General features: G+C 46.9%; 12 protein-coding genes and 1 pseudogene. 9 read left to right on the forward strand and 4 right to left on the reverse strand.

The window, feature by feature from the left end; translation table 11 throughout:
• The first annotated feature begins 3 nt into the window (after window positions 1-3).
• From EA26_RS02625 to EA26_RS02650, 6 genes are all read left to right on the forward strand, one after another.
• Window positions 4-1050 carry an MJ1255/VC2487 family glycosyltransferase gene (locus EA26_RS02625; protein ID WP_039423604.1) on the forward strand — a complete coding sequence of 349 codons (1047 nt, stop codon included), beginning with the start codon at window positions 4-6 and terminating at the stop codon, window positions 1048-1050.
• A gap of 346 nt (window positions 1051-1396) precedes the next feature.
• Window positions 1397-2356: a transcriptional regulator LeuO gene (leuO, locus tag EA26_RS02630; RefSeq protein WP_039423609.1), complete on the forward strand. Its 960-nt coding sequence runs from the start codon at window positions 1397-1399 to the stop codon at window positions 2354-2356.
• A 200-nt stretch (window positions 2357-2556) separates the two neighbouring features.
• Entirely contained in the window at window positions 2557-4362 is a 1806-nt protein-coding gene (locus tag EA26_RS02635; protein ID WP_039423611.1) for an AMP-dependent synthetase/ligase, read from the forward strand.
• A gap of 428 nt (window positions 4363-4790) precedes the next feature.
• Window positions 4791-6515, forward strand: coding sequence for an acetolactate synthase 3 large subunit (locus EA26_RS02640; RefSeq protein ID WP_039423613.1), 1725 nt, complete (start codon window positions 4791-4793; stop codon window positions 6513-6515).
• A 1-nt stretch (window position 6516) separates the two neighbouring features.
• Window positions 6517-7011 (forward strand): acetolactate synthase small subunit, encoded by a 495-nt coding sequence (gene ilvN, locus EA26_RS02645; protein ID WP_039423616.1) that lies wholly within the window; start codon window positions 6517-6519, stop codon window positions 7009-7011.
• 175 nt (window positions 7012-7186) lie between these two features.
• Entirely contained in the window at window positions 7187-9067 is a 1881-nt protein-coding gene (locus tag EA26_RS02650) for a sensor domain-containing diguanylate cyclase (RefSeq protein WP_039423617.1), read from the forward strand.
• 443 nt (window positions 9068-9510) lie between these two features.
• On the opposite strand, the gene EA26_RS02660 is transcribed toward EA26_RS02650, so the two are convergent.
• Window positions 9511-10170 carry a GntR family transcriptional regulator gene (locus EA26_RS02660; protein WP_039423623.1) on the reverse strand — a complete coding sequence of 220 codons (660 nt, stop codon included), beginning with the start codon at window positions 10168-10170 and terminating at the stop codon, window positions 9511-9513.
• Between the two features lie 167 nt (window positions 10171-10337).
• Complete coding sequence (gene pykF / locus EA26_RS02665) at window positions 10338-11750, reverse strand: pyruvate kinase PykF (RefSeq protein WP_039423625.1); 1413 nt, start codon at window positions 11748-11750, stop codon at window positions 10338-10340.
• Window positions 11751-12178: 428 nt separating this feature from the next.
• Here pykF and EA26_RS02670 point away from each other — a divergent pair, with 428 nt between their 5' ends.
• Together EA26_RS02670 and glmS are read left to right on the forward strand one after the other, a co-directional pair.
• A complete protein-coding gene (locus EA26_RS02670; RefSeq protein WP_039423628.1) occupies window positions 12179-12940 on the forward strand; it encodes a DeoR/GlpR family DNA-binding transcription regulator in 762 nt (253 codons plus the stop codon).
• A 73-nt stretch (window positions 12941-13013) separates the two neighbouring features.
• The gene (gene glmS / locus EA26_RS02675) at window positions 13014-14846 is read left to right on the forward strand and encodes a glutamine--fructose-6-phosphate transaminase (isomerizing) (RefSeq protein WP_039423629.1); all 1833 of its coding nucleotides are present in this window, start codon (window positions 13014-13016) and stop codon (window positions 14844-14846) included.
• Between the two features lie 65 nt (window positions 14847-14911).
• Here the strand turns inward: glmS and EA26_RS02680 are convergent, their stop codons facing one another.
• Window positions 14912-16036 (reverse strand): IS630 family transposase, encoded by a 1125-nt coding sequence (locus tag EA26_RS02680; protein WP_039423633.1) that lies wholly within the window; start codon window positions 16034-16036, stop codon window positions 14912-14914.
• 73 nt (window positions 16037-16109) lie between these two features.
• Here EA26_RS02680 and EA26_RS02685 point away from each other — a divergent pair, with 73 nt between their 5' ends.
• Window positions 16110-16349, forward strand: a complete 240-nt coding sequence (locus EA26_RS02685; protein ID WP_020432846.1) for a LexA family protein — start codon at window positions 16110-16112, stop codon at window positions 16347-16349.
• Window positions 16350-16715: 366 nt separating this feature from the next.
• Here the strand turns inward: EA26_RS02685 and EA26_RS02690 are convergent.
• Window positions 16716-17640: pseudogene (locus tag EA26_RS02690) on the reverse strand (IS5 family transposase).
• Window positions 17641-17784: the final 144 nt, after the last annotated feature.

Below are 17784 nucleotides of genomic sequence, written 5' to 3' on the forward strand. Positions count from 1 at the left end.
CGCATGAAAATATTGTATGGCGTGCAAGGGACGGGCAATGGTCATATTGCCAGAGCGAGGGCGATGGCTAATGCGCTTAAACAACGAGGCGTCGCGGTGGATTTTCTCTTTTCTGGACGCGAAGCGGATCGCTATTTTTCCATGGAGGCATTTGGCGAGTTTCGAACCTGCCGTGGTCTGACTTTCGCCACGGAGAAAGGTCGAGTGAGCTATGTAAAAACGGCAATAAACAATAGCCTACTGCAACTGAAACGTGAAATCGACAGCCTCGATCTCTCTGCCTACGACTTGGTGATCAATGATTTTGAACCTGTGTCGGCGTGGGCGGCGAAAAAACAGCATAAAACCTGTATTAGCATCAGCCACCAAAATGCCTTTCGCTATCCGGTACCTCTGAAAGGGGCAAGTTGGTTAGACAAGCAAGTGTTGCAGTACTTTGCCCCTGCGGATATCCATATCGGCTTGCATTGGTATCACTTTGATCAACCGATTCTACCGCCGATCGTCAATACCGTGCAGCAGAGCTCGGCTAATCGAGATTTCATTTTGGTTTATCTGCCTTTTGAGCAGGTAGAGGAGATTTGTGAGTTACTGTGGCGCTTTCAAGGACAAAGGTTTCTCTGCTACCACCCCGACCTCTTAGATACTGAGGTGCTGGAAAATGTCGAGCTTCGTGCCCTCAATCATCAGGCGTTTCAGGCCGATTTACATGCCTGCAGCGGTGTGATTGCCAACGGCGGGTTTGAATTGCCATCCGAGGCGCTCTCACTAGGAAAAAAATTGTTGGTCAAACCGCTGCAAGGGCAGTTTGAGCAACAAAGCAATGTGGCAACGCTCGAAACCTTGGGATTGGCATCGGTGATGGATTCGCTTGATGCACCAGTGGTGCGTGCTTGGCTGGAGGAAGAGCATGCAGAAAGCGTTACGTATCCCGATGTGGCGGCTGCAATCTCCGACTGGCTTTTGCAAGGTGATTGGAGCTCACAGCAAGAGCTATCCCGACGGCTTTGGGAACGAGTCGATTTCCCCAGTTACGTGTCAAATCTGTAGTGTAGGTATTGACGTGATAATTCATACATTTCTTGGTTGATGTGCTTTGTGAATGATTTGTGTGTTGACATTAGTAACATATACATCTGCTAAATGGGATGTATGGAGGTAACGATGCTCAGTTTTATAGTTTTTTAGGTTTTCATTAATGTATTGTATTTAAAGGGTTTATTTTATTTTTACCTAAAATTTAGTGATTAGTTATCAATCTGTTTGCCAACCATTAATGGATTGAATGATAGTGGGTCGGCCCGAATTTATAAGGGCGATAAATATAATAACTCAGGTTATCTATTCCGATTCCTACATTCATTTTGTTGACCGTTAATAATAAGAGGCAAGTCAGATGTTAGATAAAAAAGAAGCGATCAGCGCTATCGCTAGCTATCGGATGGAAAGTACCCTGCGTGGGGTCGATTTGAACCTGTTGACCGTGTTTGATGCCGTGATGCAGGAGCAAAATATTACTCGAGCGGCACACAATCTAGGGATGTCACAACCTGCGGTGAGTAATGCCGTCGCGCGTTTAAAAGTGATGTTTAATGATGAATTGTTCATGCGTCAGGGACGTGGTATTCAGCCAACTCAGCGTGCTCGTCAGTTGTTTGGGCCTATCCGCCAAGCGCTGCAACTGGTGCGTAATGAACTGCCAAGTTCCGTATTCCAGCCAGAATCTTCTACCCGCCTGTTTAAACTGGCAATTTGCAGCCCGTGTGACATGCGTTTCGCACCAAGAATCATGGCCGATATTCACGCCCAAGCACCAAGTGTGCAGTTGCATCTCGACGCGGAATTTGATCGCAAGTTGTCAGAGCGTATGCGTTATCAAGAGATCGACTTTGTGATCGATTACGCGCGTTTTGATGAACAAGGTTTTTCAAGTACCGAGATCTTCAAAGATCAATTGGTAGTTGTGACGTCAAAAGGCCACCCTCGTATCCAAGGTGAGGTAACGGCGGAGCAATTGCTTAGCGAGCGCCATGCCAAGTTATCAAAGACCCACGGCCAGAGAAGTTTCTCTGAGCAAGCGTATCGTGAGCTAGACGTAGAAGCGTATTTTGAAGGCACCAGCTTGAGCAATGTGCTTTACGTGGTCGGTCAGTCCGAGTTGGTGACGATTGCACCGCGCTGGATTGTGGAAAATGCCGCCAATCATGACCAATTACAGATTTTGGAGCTGCCGTTTGAAAATTGCGAGATCAGCGGTTACCTCAGTTGGCATGAATCGAGCGAAAAAGACAAAGGCCATATTTGGCTGCGCGATTTGTTGATGGTGACCTGTGGTGAAGTGGTTGCTGTGCAATAAAAGACACTTCAGCTTGATGAATTAAGCCCTTGACGCTTTATGCAACAAGGGCTTTTTTCTTGGTTGTGCATTTTGACAAACTAAGTGATAACGCTCTCTAAAACAGGATAAGTTTGACCAGCATCAGTTGCGTTTTTCTCTTTCATGGCTACACTGTGCCCGCAAATAGAGCTTACAGGTGTAAGCCAAAGGTAGAAGAGATGGCCAATTTAGATTTTCATATTGTAAAACGAATTCGAGAGCAGATAGCTCAAAGGGCAGAGACGACCGCTTTGAAGCATAAAGTAGGTGACGCCTGGCAAGAGATCAGCTGGAAGCAGTTTGGCCAACAAGTTGACAATCTTTCCCTTGCTCTACTAACGCAGGGACTCAATGTACAAGACAAAATTGGTATCTTCTCCAACAACATGCCGCAGTGGACCATCGCCGATTTTGCTGCACTGCAAATACGTTGCGTCACCGTGCCTATCTATCCGACCAATACTGCCGCTCAGGCGGGCTACATTCTGCAAGACGCCGATGTCAAAGTACTGTTTGTCGGTGAGCAGGCGCAGTTTGACGCCGCAGTGACTCTGTTTGAGCAGTGTCCGCAGCTGGAACTGATCGTCGCCATGTCGGATGAGATCGAGCTTGGCGATCACCCTAGCGCCAAACATTGGCAACACTTTATTGCGCAGGCGCACCCAGAACAGCAAAGCGAACTTTTACTGCGCGTTGAACAGGCCAATTTTGCCGATCTTCTCACCTTAATCTACACCTCCGGGACGACGGGACAGCCCAAAGGGGTGATGCTGGATTACGCCAACATCGCCGCGCAGCTCAAAGGGCACGACCAAGTACTGAGCTTGAGTGAAAAAGACGTTTCCCTCTGTTTCTTGCCTCTTTCTCATGTGTTTGAGCGAGCTTGGACGTTTTACGTGCTCTACAAAGGGGCGACCAACTGCTATTTGCAAGACACTATGCAAGTGCGTGCTGCGCTCGGTGAAATTCGCCCAACGGTGATGTGTGCCGTGCCGCGTTTTTACGAGAAGATATTTTCTGCCATTCATGAAAAAGTCGCCAAAGCGCCTTTGGTAAGAAAGGTGCTGTTCACTTGGGCGGTGAATATGGGGGCCAAAATGGCGGCCTCTCATCAGCAAGGACGCAAGCCATCTTTATTATTGAAAAAATCGTATGCTTTAGCCGATAAAATCGTGCTGTCTAAGTTGCGTGAATTGCTCGGTGGACGGATCAATTTTATGCCTTGTGGTGGCGCTAAACTGGATGAAACCATCGGTCGTTTTTTCCATGCGATAGGCATTAACGTCAAGCTGGGCTACGGTATGACAGAAACCACCGCCACCGTCTCTTGTTGGGGGGATAATGGGTTCAACCCCGATTCGATCGGTGTCTCGATGCCGGGCGCGCAAGTGAAAATTGGTGAGAACAACGAAATTCTGGTGCGCGGTCCGATGGTGATGCGTGGCTACTACAAAATGGCGGAAGAGACCGCCAAGAGTTTCGATGAACACGGTTTCTTGAAAACTGGCGATGCTGGGCACATTGATGAATATGGCAACCTGTTTATCACAGATCGTATCAAAGAACTGATGAAAACCTCGGGCGGTAAATATATCGCGCCGCAGATGATCGAAGGGACGATTGGTAAAGATCACTTTATCGAACAGATCGCGGTGATTGCCGACACGCGTAAATTTGTTTCCGCTTTGATCGTGCCATGTTTTGACGCGCTAGAAGAGTACGCCAAAGAGTTGAATATCAAGTATCACGATCGCTTAGAGCTGATTAAGCATCACCAAGTGGTGGAGATGTTTGAAAAGCGGGTTAATGAGCTACAAAAAGAGCTGGCCAAATTTGAGCAAGTGAAAGCGTTCAAATTGCTGCCTAAAGCATTCTCAATGGACGATGGTGAGTTGACGCCAACGCAAAAATTGCGTCGTAAAGTGATTAACGATAAATATCAGGATGAGATTGAAGAAATGTATTCGGATAAAGGCAAAAAATAACGCCTTGTTACCCGTTTGATTGTTCAAAGCGCATTGACCGCCTTGTTGGCCTTTCGGCAAATAAGGCGGTTTTTTTATCTGCGCATTTTTACCCATAGTTAACCCTGTTACGAGTGCAAGCGTTGGATTATTCATCCTTAATTGCAGGTATCTTGATGTTTTATTCCGCAGAGTGGCGAAGAAGTAACATCAATTTCTTATTAATCTCTAAAATTTAGCATCTTGTTTAAAATTCGATCCAAGTCGCATTAGATCTCCTGATAAGAAAAGGTTACATTTGTTGCGTTACCTTGCTCTTTGTTATGACAAAGGCGGGACATAGCTGAAATTGGAAATATTTCGAATTAGGCTACAAATAAGCCCTAGACTATGTAAAACCAGCACAATTGATTGACCTTATTAGTTGCATGCTGGCAAGGAGAAACGATATGACAGCGATGTTGTCTGGCGCAGAGATGGTGGTGCAATCTCTGATCGAAGAAAAAGTAGAACAGATCTTCGGTTACCCCGGTGGTTCCGTACTGGATATCTACGATGCACTGCATGCCAAAACCGAACAAATTCGTCACGTTTTAGTACGACACGAGCAAGCCGCAACGCATATGGCGGATGGCTATGCCAGAGCCACAGGTAAGCCGGGCGTGGTCTTGGTTTGTTCCGGACCCGGTGCGACTAACACAGTGACAGGAATCGCCACGGCCTACATGGATTCCATTCCGATGATCGTCATTTCCGGTAACGTGCCCAATAGTCTGATTGGCAACGACGCGTTTCAAGAGTGCGATATCGTCGGTGTATCACGCCCTATCGTTAAACACAGTTTTCTTGTCAAACGTGCGCAAGACATTCCGGAAACGATCAAAAAAGCCTTCTTTATTGCGACCACTGGTCGACCTGGCCCGGTGGTGATTGATCTACCCAAGGATGTAATGAATCCGCTGGTGAAATTGCCGTACGAATACCCAAAAACCATCAGCATGCGTTCGTATAAGCCAACCACAGAGGGTCACAAAGGGCAGATCAAAAAAGCGCTCAAAGCGTTGCTCGAAGCCAAAAAACCGGTGTTGTACATCGGTGGCGGTGCCATCATCTCTGGCGCGCACGAGCCAATTCTCAAACTGGCCGAACATTTAAATCTGCCTGTTGTTAGTACCTTGATGGGCTTGGGGGCTTTTCCTGGGACTCACAAGAATGCCTTAGGCATGCTTGGCATGCACGGTAAGTATGAAGCCAACATGGCAATGCATCACGCTGACCTGATCTTCGGGGTCGGGGTTCGTTTTGATGACCGTACCACCAATAATCTGGAAAAATACTGTCCGAACGCCAAGATCATGCATATCGATATCGATCCATCGTCGATCTCGAAAAACGTCAAAGTTGATCTGCCGATCGTCGGCTCTGCTGAGAAAGTGCTCGAAACCATGGTTGGCCTGATGGAAGAGCAGGGCGCGAGCAACGATAGCGCCGCGTTAGACGCTTGGTGGCAAGAGATCCAAGTGTGGAAGGATCGCCAGTGTCTTGCTTACGATACTTCCTCTGAGCGGATCAAACCGCAGCAAGTGATTGAGACCTTGCACAAACTGACCAACGGAGACGCGTACGTCGCATCGGATGTTGGTCAGCATCAAATGTTTGCCGCGCTCTACTATCCGTTCAACAAACCGCGTCGCTGGATCAATTCCGGTGGCCTTGGCACCATGGGCTTTGGTTTGCCGGCGGGTATGGGAGTGAAATTTGCCATGCCAGAAGAAGAAGTGGTGGTGGTGACCGGCGATGGCAGTATTCAGATGAATATTCAAGAGCTTTCCACGGCGATGCAATACGATATTCCAGTTAAAATCATTAACTTGAATAACCGCTTTCTTGGCATGGTTAAGCAGTGGCAAGACATTATCTATCAGGGACGTCACTCGAATTCATACATGAGTTCGGTGCCGAATTTTGTGGCTATCGCTGAAGCGTATGGGCATGTGGGTATCCGCATTGAAACGCCGGACCAACTGGAGTCTGGTCTTCGTAAAGCACTGGAGATGAAAGATCGTTTGGTCTTTGTCGATATCAGTGTGGATGAAACGGAGCACGTATACCCAATGCAGATCAAAGGCGAAGGGATGGACAAAATGTGGCTAAGCAAAACGGAGAGAACCTGATATGAGACACATAATTTCACTGCTATTGGAAAACCAACCGGGTGCTTTGTCTCGTGTGGTTGGCCTGTTTTCTCAGCGCGGCTATAACATCGAATCGTTGACGGTTTCACCCACCGATGACGAGACCCTATCGCGTCTCAACATCACTACGATGTCGGATGAGATGCAACTGGAGCAAATTCAAAAGCAACTGCACAAGTTAATTGATGTGCTCAAAGTGCAAGAGGTCACCGAGTTTGATCACATCGAGCGTGAGCTAATGATGGTTAAAGTTAAAGCCAGTGGTTTTGCTCGCGCGGAAGTCAAACGCACAGCGGATATTTTCCGCGGGCAGATCGTGGATGTCACCGCTTCGCAATACACAGTGCAGTTGGCGGGCAATAGTGAAAAACTCGATGCGTTTATTGATGCGATTTCCGAAGTCACCGAAGTGATTGAAGTCGCCCGAAGCGGCGTCGTGGGTATTGCACGTGGTGAGCGAGCGTTACGCGCTTAACCTGCGTTGATGTTTTGATGCTTTCTCTTTCTGGGCCACATTATGTGGCCCTAGTTATTTACCACGATTTCGTTTGCAACTACTTCATTTACAAAGATTTGATGAGAGTTTGTAGGGGCAAATCTGATTTATGTTATACTTCGCTCTTCATTTAGCCAGGAAGGTGTAGCTCAGAGTGAAAGTCAGAAAACTGTTCGGCATTCTTCTTCTGATCAGCGTCTTTTTTGCGGCACTCATTGCCTTTTATTACCACGATAAATATCGCTCGCTGCTTGATGAGAACTTGCAAAGCAGTGCCGAAGATGCACTGAATCAGCTCGCTTACACTCAGCGCGAATACACCAATCTCTACGGGCAGATGTTGTCGGTTCTCGATCTGCTTAAATACAACCAAACGCTGACAGATTTCATTCTCACTCCCGATCAGCAACACCAAGCGGCGTTAACCGATTTGTGGTCCTCGGTGCTACTCAATCAGAAGTGGTATACCCGCATTAGCTTACTGGATCTGTCGGGATATGAACGCTTTCGGGTGAACTACGATTTAAATGTGGGGGTTTTCCTCTCCCAAGCCCCAGCACAAGATGTTTCTAAAGACCCGTTTTTTGCTAGTGCTCAAGCGCTCAAAAATGATGAGACGGGTGTCTGGGGTGTCACGCTGGAAGAAGAGCAAGGGCTACTCAAAGAACCTTATACGCCAGTGATGCGCATTTTTGCGCCAGTGACCATTCGTAACCAGCGTGTGGGCTATCTGGTCATGAATCTAAACATTCGCTACATGGCGAGCCGTTTGCACTATTCGCCTGTGCAAGGTTTTAATGTCGACATCATTAATCAACGTGGTTACTACGTGGTCAGCGATCAGCCGGAGAAGCTGTTCGGGGACTATCTTCCCGAGCGAGAAATTTACCGCTTTAGCAAACTCTATCCGCAGAGCTGGCAAAAGTTCTCCCAGCAACAGGCGGGTTATTTTTATGACAATAACTGTTTGGTCGTTTTTAATACCTTAGTTCTGGGCAGTCATGGTGCGCTGCACTTAGTGATTGATATGAGTGAAGAGCAGTTGATGGCGCGCTCAGAGCAGGCGGTCAATGAGTTGATTCGTGAAGCCTTGATCGTTTTTTGTGTGGTGATGCTGTTTGTGCTGCCTGTGACTACCGTCGCGTTGCATTATCGTCGTCACAGTATCGAAAGTAAGCTAGCGCGCGCGGCACTCAATGGCATGACGGCCGTGATGATCTCCAATACTTCGCACCGGATCATTTTAGGTAACCGAGAATTTGAGCAGATGTTCGGTTACGACAATCAGCAGATCGAAGGCAAGCGAGCATACAACTTGATCTTTTTGAGTGATGATCTCGACATCGTGATGCAGGCTTGGAATGAGTTGCAAAAAAACGATGTGTGGGAAGGGGAGATCCGCTGCCAAACTTATTTCAATCAAGTTTTGACCGCTATCATGCGTATCCAAGCCGTCAAGAGCTCGGCGGGAAAGGTGAGCTATTACATCACGTCGCTGGTGGATATTACCGCGCGTAAACAGCTTGAAGAGCGGCTGCGCCATTTGAGCGAAAAAGACGAACTGACTCAGATCTGGAACCGACGCAAGTTTGAAGAACAGTTGCAACACCACGCCAGTTTGTTGGAGCGATATCCTGCCACACCAACAGCCTGTTTGGCTCTAGTCGATATTGATCATTTCAAACGCATTAATGATGAGCAAGGGCACGATGAGGGCGATCGCGTCATTAAAGGCGTGGCGAGCCTGCTGCTGCAAAGCCTACGCAATACCGATTTTCTTGCGCGAGTCGGTGGGGAAGAGTTTGCCATCATCATGCCACACACCACCATCTCAGCGGCGGAAGTGGTTCTTAACCGTCTGCGCATTGCCATCAACGTTGCAAAAGATTTGGATGTGACGGTCAGTATCGGCTTTACCGACCTGACGGCTAACACAACCCGCAGTTACAAGTGTGCCGATATCGCCTTATACGATGCGAAAAGCTCCGGGCGAAATCGTGTTTCACTTTGCTACAGTGATGACGACATCGCTTAATTTCTCTTCGCGGCAAATTGTCACAAAATATGTACAGTTAGACTAAAGTCTAATATTTGAACAAAATTGAACTAGACTGGTTATTAAGTAAACTGTCACTCCTTTTGTGGCTTGCTGTGATCTAAGACGATTTTCGTTGACGATTTCGTGCAACCCAGCGTGACACATTGTTCAGTTTGTCCTGTCTTGAACGGATTCAGCGCGCGTGGCGTGTTGATAAGGAAATACGCAGTTCGGGCATCAGAGGCAGAGTATGGTAAACTATTTTCTAGTGAGACTAACCTTAGGCACTTTATTGATTCTGGGGATTAAGTTGAGCGCCATCTATTTTCTATTGATGGTCGTGCTGCTTAATACCCATCACAAAGAGATCTTTGGTTGGTAACGTCGTTATAAGCAAAAAATCGGGGTCAACCCGATTTTTTTTATGTTCAAGATGAAACTTACGCCGCTTCGATAGCAGACTCAATGACCTTCATTGAACCCAGCAGGTGGCTATCGAGCAAACGAGTGGCCTCTTCGACATTTTTTGCCAGCACCAGCTTCATGATCATCTCATGCTCTTCAATATTAAACAACGCTTGGCGCTCGCTGTTTGATTGGCACAAGGCAAAATAGCGATAACGTTTGATCTGATTGATCAAATCCCGGAAGAACTCAAACATATTGAGTGACTCGGAGCCGGCGAGCAGCGTGGTATAAAATTGATGATGACGCTCTTCCCATTCTGGCCAATGCTCATCGCTCAGTTGCTGCACTTTGGACAGTTTGTGGAATGAGGTTAGTACGCTCAGCTCCCAATTTTCATCACCGCAAGCGATTGCTTTTTTGAGCAAAACGGAAGCGATGACGCGTAGGCTCTCATACAGGTCGTTGAGTTCAAATTTGCACATAGGGGCAACCCAACAGCCTTTTTGCGGTTCAAGTTTTACGTATTTGGTCCAAGAGAGTTGCACTAACGCTTCACGGATCGGAGAAGCACCAACGTCGTACTTTGCTTTTAGATCAGCAACGACTAACTTTTGCCCCGGTTTCAATGCGCCGCTTAGAATGTCGTCGCGGATCATTTTGGATACTTTGTCAGTAAGAGTAGGACTGGACACAACAAAACCTCATAGATAAAAAACGACGTATAAATAAGAAGTTATCTTTATTTAACAGTACGAAATTCTGACGGTTTTGATGATATAGCGTACAATTTTTTATCGCAAGGCGTTTCATAAAAAAAGAGGGCCGAAGCCCTCATTTCGTTTTATCTTTGTAAATTTATTTACAGTACGTGTACTGAAGCTGTGTTGGTTGTGCCAGATGCAACAAGAGCACCAGATACCATCACAACGATGTCGCCTTTGCTACCTAGGCCAGATTCAAGCGCAAGCTCTTTACCAGCTACGTAGAACGCATCAGTGTTGTCGATTGAATCAACAACAACCGGTGTTACACCTTTAGTCAGTACAAGTTGAGCGGCTGTTTTCTTGTTGGTAGTTAGCGCAAGAATGTTTGCCGTTGGGAAGTACTTACGTACAGAACGTGCAGACTTACCACCTTCCGTTGCTACGATGATAAGTGGCGCTGCGAGTTTCTCAGCTGTGTCTACTGCACCTTTACATACCGCTTCAGTGATACGTAGTCGCGGGCTGTCTAGACGAGAGCCTAGCTCTGCTTTTAGTACAGAATCAGTACGGTTAGCGATTTGCGCCATGATAGTTACCGCTTCAACAGGGTATTTACCTTTCGCTGTTTCGCCAGAAAGCATGACTGCGTCAGTGCCGTCCATGATGGCGTTCGCAACGTCACCCGCTTCTGCGCGAGTTGGACGTGGGTTCTTGATCATAGAATCGAGCATTTGCGTTGCAGTGATAACCACTTTACGTGCGCGATTACATTTCTCGATCATCATCTTCTGCGCGAAGATAACTTCTTCTGCAGGGATTTCTACACCTAGGTCACCACGAGCAACCATGATACCGTCAGAAAGCTCTAGGATTTCGTCGAAGTTGTCCACACCTTCTTGGTTTTCGATCTTAGAGATGATCTGGATGTTCGCGCCGCCGTTTGCTGCGAGAACTTCACGGATCTCTTTCACGTCAGAAGCTTTACGGATGAAAGAAGCGGCAACGAAGTCAACGCCTTGCTCACAACCAAATTTCAGGTCGTTTTTGTCTTTTTCAGACAGTGCAGGCAGGTTTACTGAAACGCCAGGAAGGTTAACACCTTTGTTTTCACCCAGAGCGCCGTTGTTCAGTACTTTACACTTCACTTCAGTGGCTGTTGTTGCGATAACTTCCATCTCGATTAGGCCATCGTCAACTAGGATAGTGTTACCTACAGAGAGGTCAGCCGCGAAACCTGGGTAAGTTACCGCGACAACATCTTTGTTACCGATAACAGAAGTGTCAGTAGTGAAAGTGAACTCTTGACCAGCAACTAGATCAACGTCGTCGCCGTTTTCCAGTTTGATAGTACGGATTTCAGGACCTTTAGTGTCTAGCAGGATAGCAAGTTGCTTACCTGTGTTTTCCATTACTTTACGGAAGTTCGCGATACGAGTGCCGTGTTCAACGTAGTCACCGTGAGAGAAGTTCAGGCGCATTACGTTCATGCCTGCGCTAACTAGCTCAGTTAGCTTCTCAACAGATTCAGTTTTTGGGCCAATCGTACATACGATTTTGGTCTTTTTCATGGAAGAGTCTCTCCGGTCAATATAGTTACAATTTGAAAGTCGGTTGTTGTGCTCGGGAGTGAAAAATATCGGCTTCTTGTTGTGTGTGAGCCGAGCTTTTCGTGCAAATTCACTGCCTTCCAGAGCTGTAAGTCTTTCATCAAGTTTAGTCATTTTATGACCAACTCAATGGGCAAATATTCAGGTTTTTTGTGACTTTCCCCACCTTATATGAAAAAAGTTGCAAAAAAATAACGGTCAATTCTGTAATTTATTTTCTTTTCGGGGGCGAATTCTACCATTGAATGATAGCAATATCACTGCCTAAGAATTGTCTTAGGACAAGGTTTTATCGCTATTTATTAATTTTTTGGATCAAAATAAATGGACGAAAAAGTTTCGTTTGGAATATAATAAATTTCATAACGAAACTTTCATTTCAATTAAAGATGTCGAAACGAAACACGCAACTCAGAAGACACGCGATTTCTAATCTGGTAAACGAGAAAGGCGAAGTCAGTGTTGACGAACTTGCCCATAAGTTTGATACCTCAGAAGTCACTATCCGAAAGGATCTCGCCTCTTTAGAGAAAAATGGCCAACTGCTTAGACGCTACGGTGGTGCTATCTCTATCCCAAAAGAAGTGATTCATGATGAACTCAGTAAACATGTTTCGAATCGAAAGATAAGACTGGCAGAACTGGCCGCGGAGCTGATCCGCGACCACAACCGCATTGTTATCGACAGTGGCAGTACCACAGGGGCACTGATTCAGCAGCTCAATGGCAAACGTGGTTTGGTGGTGATGACCAACTCCTTGCATGTTGCCAACGCGCTGAATGAACTGGAAAGTGAGCCAACCTTGCTGATGACAGGTGGCACTTGGGATACCCATTCTGAATCCTTTCAGGGTCAAGTCGCCGAGTCTGTATTGCGCTCGTACGATTTCGATCAACTGTTTATCGGCGCCGACGGCGTTGACCTTGCGCGTGGCACCACCACGTTTAATGAACTGGTTGGTTTGAGCCAAGTGATGGCGGAAGTATCGCGAGAAGTGATCGTGATGGTGGAGTCTGACAAGGTTGGTCGAAAAATCCCTAATCTGGAGCTTGCGTGGTCGATGATCGACATCTTGATCACCGACGAAGAGCTGTTGCCGGAGCACAAAGCAGAAATTGAAGCAAACGGCGTTCGCGTCATTTGCGCCTAATCCTTATTCTTCGCCATTACTCTTGCTTGCCGAGGGCGAAGAAAACAAAAAATATCAATATGGAGAGATAACTATGTGTGGAATCGTCGGTGCGGTAGCACAGCGAGATGTGGCTGAAATTTTGGTGGAAGGTCTGCGCCGTTTGGAATATCGCGGTTATGACTCGGCGGGTGTGGCGATTGTCGATGCCGAGCACAACCTAACGCGTATTCGTCGTTTGGGTAAAGTGCAAGAGCTGGCGGATGCGGTTAACCAAGCTGAAGTGACGGGTGGTACGGGTATTGCGCACACGCGTTGGGCAACACACGGCGAACCATCAGAAATCAATGCACACCCACATAAATCGGGCGATATCACCGTAGTGCACAATGGCATCATCGAAAACCACGAAGAGTTGCGCGCGCTGCTGCGTGAGCGTGGCTATGTGTTTGAATCGCAAACCGATACCGAAGTGATTGCGCACATGGTTGAGTGGGAACTGCGCACCTCTGCGTCTCTGGTTGAAGCGGTACAAAAAACAGCGAAACAACTGGAAGGGGCTTACGGCACGGTAGCGATGGATCGCAACGATCCGTCACGCATCGTGGTTGCTCGCTCTGGTAGCCCAATCGTGATTGGCTTTGGTGTGGGTGAAAACTTCCTCGCGTCGGACCAACTGGCGCTGCTGAATGTCACGCGCCGCTTTATGTATCTAGAAGAGGGTGATGTTGCTGAGATCACGCGTCGCGAAGTGACGGTGTTTGATGCTTCAGGTGAACGTGTTGAGCGTGAAATCACCGAATCGAATGCTGAGCATGATGCTGGAGATAAAGGCAAATATCGCCATTTCATGCAAAAAGAGATCTACGAGCAACCAACGGCTTTGATCAATACCATGGAAGGGCGCATCTCAGGCGACGCTGTGGTGACGGAAGCGATTGGTGTTAACGCTGCTGAAATTTTGAGCAAAGTAGAGCACGTGCAGATCGTTGCTTGTGGCACATCTTACAACGCTGGGATGACGGCGCGTTACTGGTTTGAAGATCTGGCCGGCGTGAGCTGCGACGTGGAAATTGCCTCTGAATTCCGCTACCGCAAATTTGTCACTCGCCCAAATAGCTTACTGATCACCTTGTCTCAATCGGGCGAAACGGCGGACACGCTAGCGGCGCTGCGTCTGGCGAAAGAGAAAGGCTACATGGCTGCGATGACCATCTGTAACGTGGCGGGTTCTTCTTTAGTTCGTGAATCGGATTTTGCTTTCATGACCCGCGCAGGGGTTGAGATTGGTGTGGCGTCGACCAAAGCGTTTACCACTCAACTTGCGGCACTGCTGATGCTGGTGACGGCGCTGGGCAAACAGCAGCAACGCATCAGCAAAGAGAAAGAGAAAGAGATCGTTCACGCGCTGCATCAACTGCCAAAACAGATCGACGCTGCTCTATCGTTCGAAAAAGACATTGAAGCCTTGGCTGAAGATTTTGCCGACAAGCACCATACGCTGTTCCTTGGCCGTGGCGAGTTCTATCCGATTGCGATGGAAGCGTCGCTGAAGCTCAAAGAGATCTCCTACATTCACGCCGAAGCTTATGCGGCGGGTGAATTGAAACATGGCCCGCTGGCGCTGATTGATGCCGATATGCCAGTAGTTGTGGTCGCGCCAAGCAATGAGCTACTAGAAAAGCTTAAATCTAACATCGAAGAAGTACGTGCACGCGGCGGCTTGCTGTATGTGTTTGCCGATGCCAATGCGGGCTTTGAAGCGGACGCCACCATGAAGATCATCACCATGCCGCACGTCAGTGAGATCACGGCGCCGATCTACTACACCATCCCAATGCAGTTGCTCTCTTACTATGTCGCGCTGATCAAAGGCACGGACGTGGATCAACCACGTAACCTAGCGAAAGCGGTAACGGTAGAATAAATCGTCACCAATTACGAACCGAGGTGTGTGAGTAGAATAAAGTTTCATACTAGTACCCTTTCCATTTAGTTTTGAATGGTTAGTTCATCATAAGCCCGGTGAAGTTTGTTCCGGGCTTTGTCTACATCAAACAACCATTCAATGGATGCTTTCTCTGTATTGCGCATAGTCTCCCAAGCTTTAAGTTCCCGATGTAATTCCTCCCAACTCCCGATACGTCGATTAAGGCATTGCTGATTCATAACGCCGATCTCAATCTCCACCATGTTGAGCCAACTGGCATGAGGAGGGGTATAGTGGAAAGTGATTTTCCTTAATATTCGACGAGCCTCTCCCGCAGGGAACGTGTGATAAAGTGCGCCAGCCTTGTGAGTGGTAAAATTGTCTAATACAACATGAATTTGCTCTGCATCCGGGTAATGTTCATCAACTAACTCTTTCATGCACCAAGCAAAGTCTTCGAACTTTTTGGTTTTTGTTGCTTTCGCATGTCGCCAACCATTATGTCGGTCATACATCAGGAAGATATTCGCTACCGCTTCCCTGCGATATTCATAATCGATGCGTTCTGGTTGTCCAGGTTTAGCTGAAATAGGCTCTCTTGTATGGGAAATCATCTGCTTCATGGCCTCATCGAAGTTAATGACCGGCTCTTTGGGGTTGGCAGGTTGAGCATACAACTCCAAAACTTCTTCCATCTGTGCAATGAAGTCCGCATTGAGTTGACCAATGCACCACATTTTCTTCTGCCATGGTTTGAGTTGATTTTCCTTAAGTCGTGAGCGGATTGTTTCCAGAGAAATACTTTCTAAGTCCGTCAAAGCAATCAGCCTGTCTGCAATTAAAGAAAGCGTCCAGCGAGCGACCCCTTCAGGTGGCTTGGTACAGGCGATAGTGATAAGCGTGGCTTCCTCGCTTGAGCTTAATGCCTTCGGCTGCCCACGACGTTTTCCTTCTTCCAGGGCAGATTGCAGGCCTTCTTCAACAAAACCGCGTTTGGTTCTATAGACCGTTGAAGTACTGGTGTTTAAGAGCTGACATATTTCAGCGTCTGTATGTTGCCTGTGATTTGCCAGTAAAAGGATTTGGGCACGTTTTAGCTTTCTGGCGTTGTGCTTACCTTTACTGGTGAGTTCGTTAAGTTCAGCAATTTCTTCACAAGTCAGTTCAACACGGTAGGAAATATTCATGGCATGATAGGCTTCATTCTTAAAACCAATAATTGATCATACTCCGGTAAAAATGTCGATCTAAGATGGGAAAATGTCTGGAAAATACACCAAAAAACAAGGGCAGTATCTGGCCTATATTTACTACTACACCAAAGTGAATGGACGAGCGCCAGCTCATGCAGATCTACAAGATTACTTTGAGGTATCACCACCAAGTGTTCATCAGATGTTATTGAAGCTTGAAGAGCGTGGATTGATAACGAAAGAAGCTGGTGTCAGCCGAAGTATCAAGGTGGCTATTGATGTAAAAGAGCTACCATTGGATTGGTAGCTCAATCGATCAGAATTAAATGGAAACGGTACTAGGTAATAAAGAATCATACTGAGTATTAAAGTTTCATACTAAAATGGCAGCGATAATAGTACGCTGCCATTTCTAAAACGTTTATGCCCCAATATATGGTACGTCCCGTTATTGCAAGTAGAAATCAAAATAACGAGCTGATTTGCGATAATATATTCAGAGTCTGTTTAGAGACTTATTTAGTCTCAGCTCTATGATGAGGTTCGCGCCAGATTGTCCTCGCAACACGAAAAGCATACTTAAGTCGCTGTTTGGGGCAACAGGTCTTCAATCTGGTGGGGCTTTGTTTCCTAATTCGATTTCAGTTAAAAACACGCCTAACATTACTAATTGTTAAGCGATCACCATCGTTTCGGGCATACCTAGTCCTGTGAGCTTGTTTAACGCTTTTATCATGGCATAAGCTTCGCCAACCTGAGCATTGTAATTTCTTAAGCTTAATGTCCCACCAAGCAGTTTCTTAACTCGGAACATCGCTGTCTCTGAGAGCGAACGCTTATGGTAGCCGTACTTCTTTTTCCAATGCTTATTTGAACCATAGAGTTTCTGGCACCCGATCGCTAGATTGCGAGGATGACCTCGATCCCAGAAGGCCGCCCCTTCACTCGGCGGAATGATTGGAGCGGCTCGTTTGATGCGAATGGCTTCGTAGCACAACCTTGTGTCATAAGTGCCATCGCCAGATATCTCTGCGATTTTTCGTCGGGTCTGCCTGTGCAAGTTAGGCAGCACTTCACTGTCACTCACATTCGATAGACTTAACTCTGCAGCAATGATTTCATGCGTTTCAGTATCAACCGCGAAATGCAACTTTCTCCAGACACGGCGCTTTCCGTCAGTGCCATGCTTTTTGACTTTCCACTCGCCCTCACCGTAGACCTTTAGTCCTGTCGCATCAATGGCTAAATGCTGGATGGTTCCTTTGGTTTTTGTCTTGAACGCGACGTTCACTGTTTTAGCTCGCTTGCTAATTAATGCATGAATAATAAGGGCATGACAATGGCAGTTGAGCGAGCTTAAAAATAGAGTTAATGAACCCTTGAAGACCTCTCAAGGGCATTGAAAATACGCGTTTAACCATAAGTGCTGTCGTAATGGCTAAGTCGCTAAACAAGCGAGGTCTACCGCGGTTTCACTGTTTGATTTGCTTCCATAGCTGGATGGCTTCTTCATCTATCCAAAATGTCAGTGAGCCGCGATTAATTAAAGCTTGGTTATAGTGCTTCCAATTGGTTGTCTTGTAGCGAGGCTTGGCCATTGGTCTAAGTGTTTGAGTGAACTTGGCTGATCAGATCGTGGGTTACTGATTTAGTTCCCTGATTTAGAAAACAAAGCCCTCAAAATCCATTCAAACATGGTTGTGCTTTGGGGAAATTATGAGGGGACCCCTCAGAACAAAGCC

Origin of the sequence: Vibrio navarrensis (assembly GCF_000764325.1) — a bacterium.
Taxonomy (GTDB): domain Bacteria; phylum Pseudomonadota; class Gammaproteobacteria; order Enterobacterales; family Vibrionaceae; genus Vibrio; species Vibrio navarrensis.